Source organism: Zemynaea arenosa, from assembly GCF_004614185.1.
Classification (GTDB): domain Bacteria; phylum Pseudomonadota; class Gammaproteobacteria; order Burkholderiales; family Burkholderiaceae_D; genus Telluria; species Telluria arenosa.
On sequence record NZ_SPVF01000112.1, the window covers coordinates 1 to 5,742 of the forward strand.

Annotated in this window: 5 protein-coding genes and 1 pseudogene; all 6 read right to left on the bottom strand. The window is 66.3% G+C overall.

The features are described from left to right. Positions 1 to 376 (bottom strand): annotated as a pseudogene (locus E4L96_RS08440) (hypothetical protein); the annotation flags it as partial. A 9-nt stretch (positions 377 to 385) separates the two neighbouring features. Continuing rightward, positions 386 to 739, bottom strand: a complete 354-nt coding sequence (locus E4L96_RS08445; protein ID WP_135206774.1) for a hypothetical protein — start codon at positions 737 to 739, stop codon at positions 386 to 388. Continuing rightward, the gene (locus E4L96_RS08450; RefSeq protein ID WP_135206775.1) at positions 736 to 1,770 is read right to left on the bottom strand and encodes a formate dehydrogenase subunit gamma; all 1,035 of its coding nucleotides are present in this window, start codon (positions 1,768 to 1,770) and stop codon (positions 736 to 738) included. Before E4L96_RS08450 ends, E4L96_RS08445 begins: the two co-directional genes overlap by 4 nt. A 16-nt stretch (positions 1,771 to 1,786) precedes the next feature. Further along, complete coding sequence (locus E4L96_RS08455; RefSeq protein WP_135206776.1) at positions 1,787 to 1,999, bottom strand: hypothetical protein; 213 nt, start codon at positions 1,997 to 1,999, stop codon at positions 1,787 to 1,789. Next, positions 1,996 to 2,670: a formate dehydrogenase FDH3 subunit beta gene (gene fdh3B / locus E4L96_RS08460; protein ID WP_229414319.1), complete on the bottom strand. Its 675-nt coding sequence runs from the start codon at positions 2,668 to 2,670 to the stop codon at positions 1,996 to 1,998. Before fdh3B ends, E4L96_RS08455 begins: the two co-directional genes overlap by 4 nt. A 19-nt stretch (positions 2,671 to 2,689) precedes the next feature. After that, complete coding sequence (locus tag E4L96_RS08465; RefSeq protein ID WP_135206778.1) at positions 2,690 to 5,563, bottom strand: formate dehydrogenase subunit alpha; 2,874 nt, start codon at positions 5,561 to 5,563, stop codon at positions 2,690 to 2,692. Between the last annotated feature and the right edge of the window lie 179 nt (positions 5,564 to 5,742).

Genomic DNA, 5,742 nt, shown 5'->3' on the forward strand with positions numbered 1-5,742 from the left:
GTGCGGGAGGCGGCAGCGCGGTCGGAGCGTGCGTCGTCCAGCCATTGGTGGCGGCCAGCTTGCGCCAATGGGCGGCCACGGCGTCCATGGTCTCGGCGAGCTTTTGCTTGTCTTTTGCGGCCTGCGCGTCGGCAGCAGCCTTCTTCGCAGCTTGCGCGGCGGCTTCCTGCGGTGTCGGCGGCGGCAACGTCGCAAAGGCGGCGGAGGAGATCAGCGTGAGCGCCACCATCGCGGCAAATTTGCTCGCAGCGGACCGCACGACGGCGGGCGCGCATGCGGGGCCGGCCGGCAGCGGCGCTGCGGTGCAATGGAGAGCCGCGCCGTCGCGCGGCGGCGTGGTGGCGAGTGCGAGGGCGGAGAAGTGAACACGCGGCATGGTGAGCTCCTATTGCCCGCTGGGGGTGGTCTTGGCGGCAGGCGGTTGTGTAGCGCCGGACGGGCCGTGACCGGATTCGGCGACGGTGCCGCCCAGCTTGGCGCCGCCGGTGTTGCCTTCCATGCCGCCTGCTGTGCCGGGCGTGCCGCCGGCGGTGCTGCCATCGACCGTCTTCTTGGGCGACGCGGCCAGCACTTCACCGCTGGTGTGCCCGCCCGCCGTCACCTGGCCAGGGAAGCCGGTCTGCACCACCCCCGCGCTGCTGACCTCACGCTCGTGCCGCGAGCATCCTGCCAACGCGCCCGCGACGCCGATGGACATCGTTGCGAACAGCGTGACACTAGCAAGACGGTGCGCTCTCATAGCCGATCCCCTTGCGCCCCACGCGGCGCGTCCTTGCTGGCGGCCTTGACGTCCTCGTACCACAAGCGGTGATGCGTGCGCGCCCATTCCTCGTCCACGTACCCGTGCCGCATGCCTTCGTACGCCCCCGGCGTGCCGAGCGTGCCGATGAAGATATGCCCGATGGCCGCCGCGATGTAAAGCGTCGCTCCCGCCAAGTGGAAGTAATCCGCAATCTGCAGGATGTAGCGCGTCTGCCCCAGGCTGGTGAAGTCCAGCACCAGCCCACTGACCGACATCACGAGCCCGAGACCGGTCACACCCAGCCAGAACCACGCCTTCTCCCCAGCGTTGAAGAACCCCGCAGGAATATGCTCCTGCGTGAACAGCCCCCCACCCTTCCGGAACCAGTACCAGTCCGACTGCCGCAGGAAGTTCCGGTGCAGGTAGGTGAAGAACATGATCACCGAGCACACCACAAACAGCGGCCCGATGAAGTTGTGCAGGTACTTGGAGATGATCGCCACCCACGAGAACACGTCGTGCCCCATCCATGGCAGCAGGAAGTTCTTCCCGAACAGGATGATGATCCCCGTGACCGCCATGATGAGAAAGCTGATGGCCGTCGCCCAATGCACCGTGCGGTCCCACGAATCGAAGCGCATGATGCGCCGCCCCGTCGCTGGATGCTCCATGCGCGCCGGCCCCACCGCCACATAAAACCCGAACAGCAGCAGCGGCACCACCAAGATCAAGGTCCCGCTGACTGCCGCCAGCGGACCATTGCGCAGCACGCGCCACGTATTCCCGCCGCGCTGCACCAGCACCGTGCCCTCGGTGGACCCGTACTGCCCAAGGTAGTGGCGGTCCATGTGCACCCGCCCCGACTGCGCATGAAGGAAGCCGCCCTCCTTCGTGCCCTGCTCCGCTTGCAGGATGGTCTGCTCTTCCGCATACGCCGGCTTGGCCTTCTTGTCCGGCACCTCGGCCGAGGCCAGCCCGGCCACCGCCAGCAGCAGCGCCAGCCAGAGGATCTTCCAGAGTCTCGTCATGGCCGTCTCCTCGCGCTCATGGGTTGGCGCGGTTGTATTCGTTCTGCCGCTGGTTGCGGTTGTTGAGCGTCGCCCACCACGACAGCCGGTCGTTATGGAAGTGCACCTGGAAGGGCTGCTGATCCACCTTGCCCGCATACTCCCCCTTCACCCAGCGCGGATGCTGCTCGACCTCCAGGCAGCCCGCCAGCAGCAGCGGCGCCATGGCCAGGAAAAAGCGCTTGTTCATGGCGTCTGCCTCCGTGGCGTGTTCTGGACCTCATTGGTCTGGTTGCTGCGGTCGCCGTGCCCGCTCGCCTCGCCTGTCACTGGGCGCTTGTAGGCGATGTCCCAGCCCCACAGCTGCGGCCCATAGCCGCGCTGGTCGACGCGCTGGCGGTAGATATCCGCGATGATGTTGGCCTCTCCGCCCAGCAGCGCCTTGGTTCCACACTGCTCCGCGCAGGCGGGCAGCTTGCCCTCGGCGATGCGGTTGCGGCCATACTTCTTGAATTCCTCGACCGACGTGTCCTGCCCTTCCGGCCCGCCCGCGCAGAAGGTGCACTTGTCCATCTTGCCGCGGTGGTTGAACAGGCCCGTGCTGGGGAACTGCGGCGCGCCGAACGGGCAGGCATACGAGCAGTAGCCGCAGCCGATGCACTGGTCCTTGTCGTGCAGGACGATGCCGTCCTCGGTGTGGTAGATGCAGTTGACCGGGCATACCGCGAGGCACGGCGCGTCGGTGCAGTGCATGCACGCCACCGAGATCGAATGCTCGCCCGGCACCCCGTCGTTGATGGTGACCACGCGGCGGCGATTCACGCCCCATGGCGTCTCGTGCTCGTTCTTGCAGGCGGTGACGCAGCCGTTGCAGTCGATGCAGCGCTCGGTGTCACAGATGAACTTCATGCGGGCGGACATAATCGTGTTCCTCCGATCCTCAAGCGCGCGCCAGGCGGCACAGCGACACCTTCGTTTCCTGCATCATGGTCACGGCGTCGTAGCCGTAGGTCCAGGCGGTGTTGACCGCCTCGCCGCGCACGATGGGCGCCGCGCCTTCCGGATACTTGTCGTGCAGGTCCTCGCCCATCCACCAGCCGCCGAAGTGGAAAGGCATCCACACGATGCCCGGCGGGACGCGCTCGGTCACCATCGCCATCACCTTGATGCGCGCGCCGTTGGGCGATTCCACCCACAGGTACTTGCCGGTCTGTGCGCCCACCTGGACCGCGTCGTGCGGATTGACCTCGCAGAACATATTCTGCTGGAGTTCCGCCAGCCACGGATTCGAGCGCGTCTCGTCGCCGCCGCCTTCGTACTCCACCAGGCGGCCCGAGGTCATAATCAGCGGGAAGTCCTTGCTGAAGTCCTTCTCCTGCACCGACTTGTACAGCGTGGGCAGGCGCCAGAAATTGGCCTTGTTGTCGTAGGTCGGGTACTTGGCCACCAGGTCGCGCCGCGGTGACATGATCGGCTCGCGGTGCACCGGCACCGGGTCGGGGAAGTTCCACACGTGGCAGCGGGCGCGCGCGTTCCCGTACGGCGCGCAGCCGTGCTGGATCACCACGCGGATGATGCCGCCCGAGATATCCGTCTTCCAGTTCTTGCCCTCGGCCTTGGCCTGCTCCTCGGGCGTGAGATCGGACCACCAGCCCAGCTTCTTCAGGAACACGTGGTCGAACTCGGGGTAGCCGATATCCAGCTCGCTGTTCTTGTTGGACGAGCCATCCGCCGCCAGCAGCGGCACGCCGTTATGCTCCACGCCCCAGTTGGCGCGGAACGGCAGGCCGCCCTCGATCACCGGCACGTTGATGTTGTAGAGGATGGGCGTGCCCGGGTGCTTGAGCTCCGGCGTGCCCCAGCAGGGCCACGGCAGGCCGTAGTAGTCGCCCTTGCAGGGGCCTGTTTCGGCGCGTAGCGTGGTCGGGCTGAAATCGGCCTTGTGCAGCATGTGCATCTTGAGCCGCTCCGGCGAGCAGCCGGTGTAGCCGATGGTCCAGCAGGTCTTGTTGACTTCGCGAAGGATGTCCTCGATGTCCGGCCGGTTGTTGGTCACACGGATGTTGCGGCACAGCTCATTGGCAAAGCCGAATTTCTTCGCCAGCAGGTACATGATCTCCTGGTCCGGCTTGGACTCGAACATCGGCTCGATGACCTTTTCGCGCCACTGGATGCTGCGGTTGGAGGCCGTCACCGAGCCCTCGGTCTCGAACTGGGTCGAGGCAGGGAGCAGGTAGACGCCATCGGTGCGGCCGTGCATGGCCGCGGTCATCGATGGATAGGGATCGATCACCACCATCAGGTCCAGCTTCTGCATCGCCGCCTTCATGTCCGCGAGGCGGGTCTGGCTGTTGGGTGCGTGGCCCCAGTAGATTACCGCGCGCAGGTTGGAGGGCTGGTCGATGTACTCGTTCTTTTCCAGCACGCCGTCGAACCAGCGCGAGACCGTCATGCCCGGCTTTTCCATCAGCTCCTTGGAGCCGTAGCGGGCCTTGACCCATTCATAGTCCACGCCCCACACGCCGCAGAAGTGCTTCCAGGCCGGTTCCGCCAGGCCGTAGTAGCCGGGCAGCGAATCGGGATTGGGGCCGATGTCGGTGGCGCCCTGCACGTTGTCGTGGCCACGGTAGATGTTGGCGCCGCCGCCCGGCACGCCGATGTTCCCCAGTGCCAGCTGCAGGATCGAGAGCGCGCGCACGTTGGCGGTGCCGACGTGGTGCTGGGTGATGCCCATGCACCAGACAACGGACGAAGGCCGGTTCCTGGCCAGCAGTTCGGCGGCGGTCTTCACGGCCGCTTCCGGAATGCCGGTGACGTCGCTGACCTTATCCGGCGTCCACTTGGCGACTTCCTTGCGCACTTCGTCCATGCCGTAGGTGCGCTGCTCGATGAAGGCCTTGTCCTCCCAGCCGTTATTGAAGATGTGCCACAGGATGCCCCACACGAACGGGATGTCGGTGCCAGGCCGGATGCGCACGTAATGGTGGGCGAAGCGCGCGGTGCGGGTGAAGCGCGGATCCACCACGATCATCTTGGCGCCCAGTTCCTTGGCGTGCAGGAAGTGCAGCATCGAGATCGGGTGCGCCTCGGCCGGGTTGGAGCCGATGAACATCACGGCCTTGCTGTAATGGAGGTCGTTGAACGAATTCGTCATCGCCCCATAGCCGTAGGTCTGCGCCACGCCCGCCACCGTGGTGGAATGGCAGATGCGGGCCTGGTGGTCGCAGTTGTTGGAGCCCCACAGCGACATCCACTTGCGCAGCAAATAGGACTGCTCGTTGTTGTGCTTCGAGCTGCCGACCACGAACAGGGAATCGGGACCGGCCTGCTGGCGCAGCTGCAGCAGCTTGTCGCCGATTTCGTTGATGGCCTGATCCCAGCTGATGCGCTGGTACTTGCCGTTCACGAGCTTCATCGGGTAGCGCAGGCGGTGTTCGCCGTGGCCATGCTCGCGCAGGGAGGCGCCCTTGGCGCAGTGGGCGCCCATGTTGATGGGCGAATCGAAGGCGGCATCCTGGCGCACCCAGACGCCGTTCTGCACCACCGCGATCACCGAGCAGCCCACCGAGCAGTGGCTGCATACGGTGTGCTTGATCTCGGGCGCGGCGTCCTGCGTGGGGCGCACGGCCTGCGCGTGCGCGGGTTCGATCACGTTGAGGGGCAGCTTGCGGGCGACGGCGGCCAGGCCGGCGGTGACACCCGCGCCGACCAGGAAGGAGCGGCGGCGCAGCGAGGCGGCATTAGCGCGTGGCAGGCCCTGGCTGGCGCCCACGGCGCTGGATTGCGGATCGGACGAGGTTTTTACGAGCGACATGGCGGCTCCTCCCCCGCTTACCAGTAACGCGCGGTGGCGTAGTATTTACGGATATGATCGGTCTCGTGATAGCCCTTGGGCTGGGCCGGTTCCGCCGGCGCGGCGGAGGCGGGTGCGGCGGCGGCCGCTTCGATCGGCCGCCCGCTCGCGAATGCGCCCTTGCCGCTCCACTGCCCGCT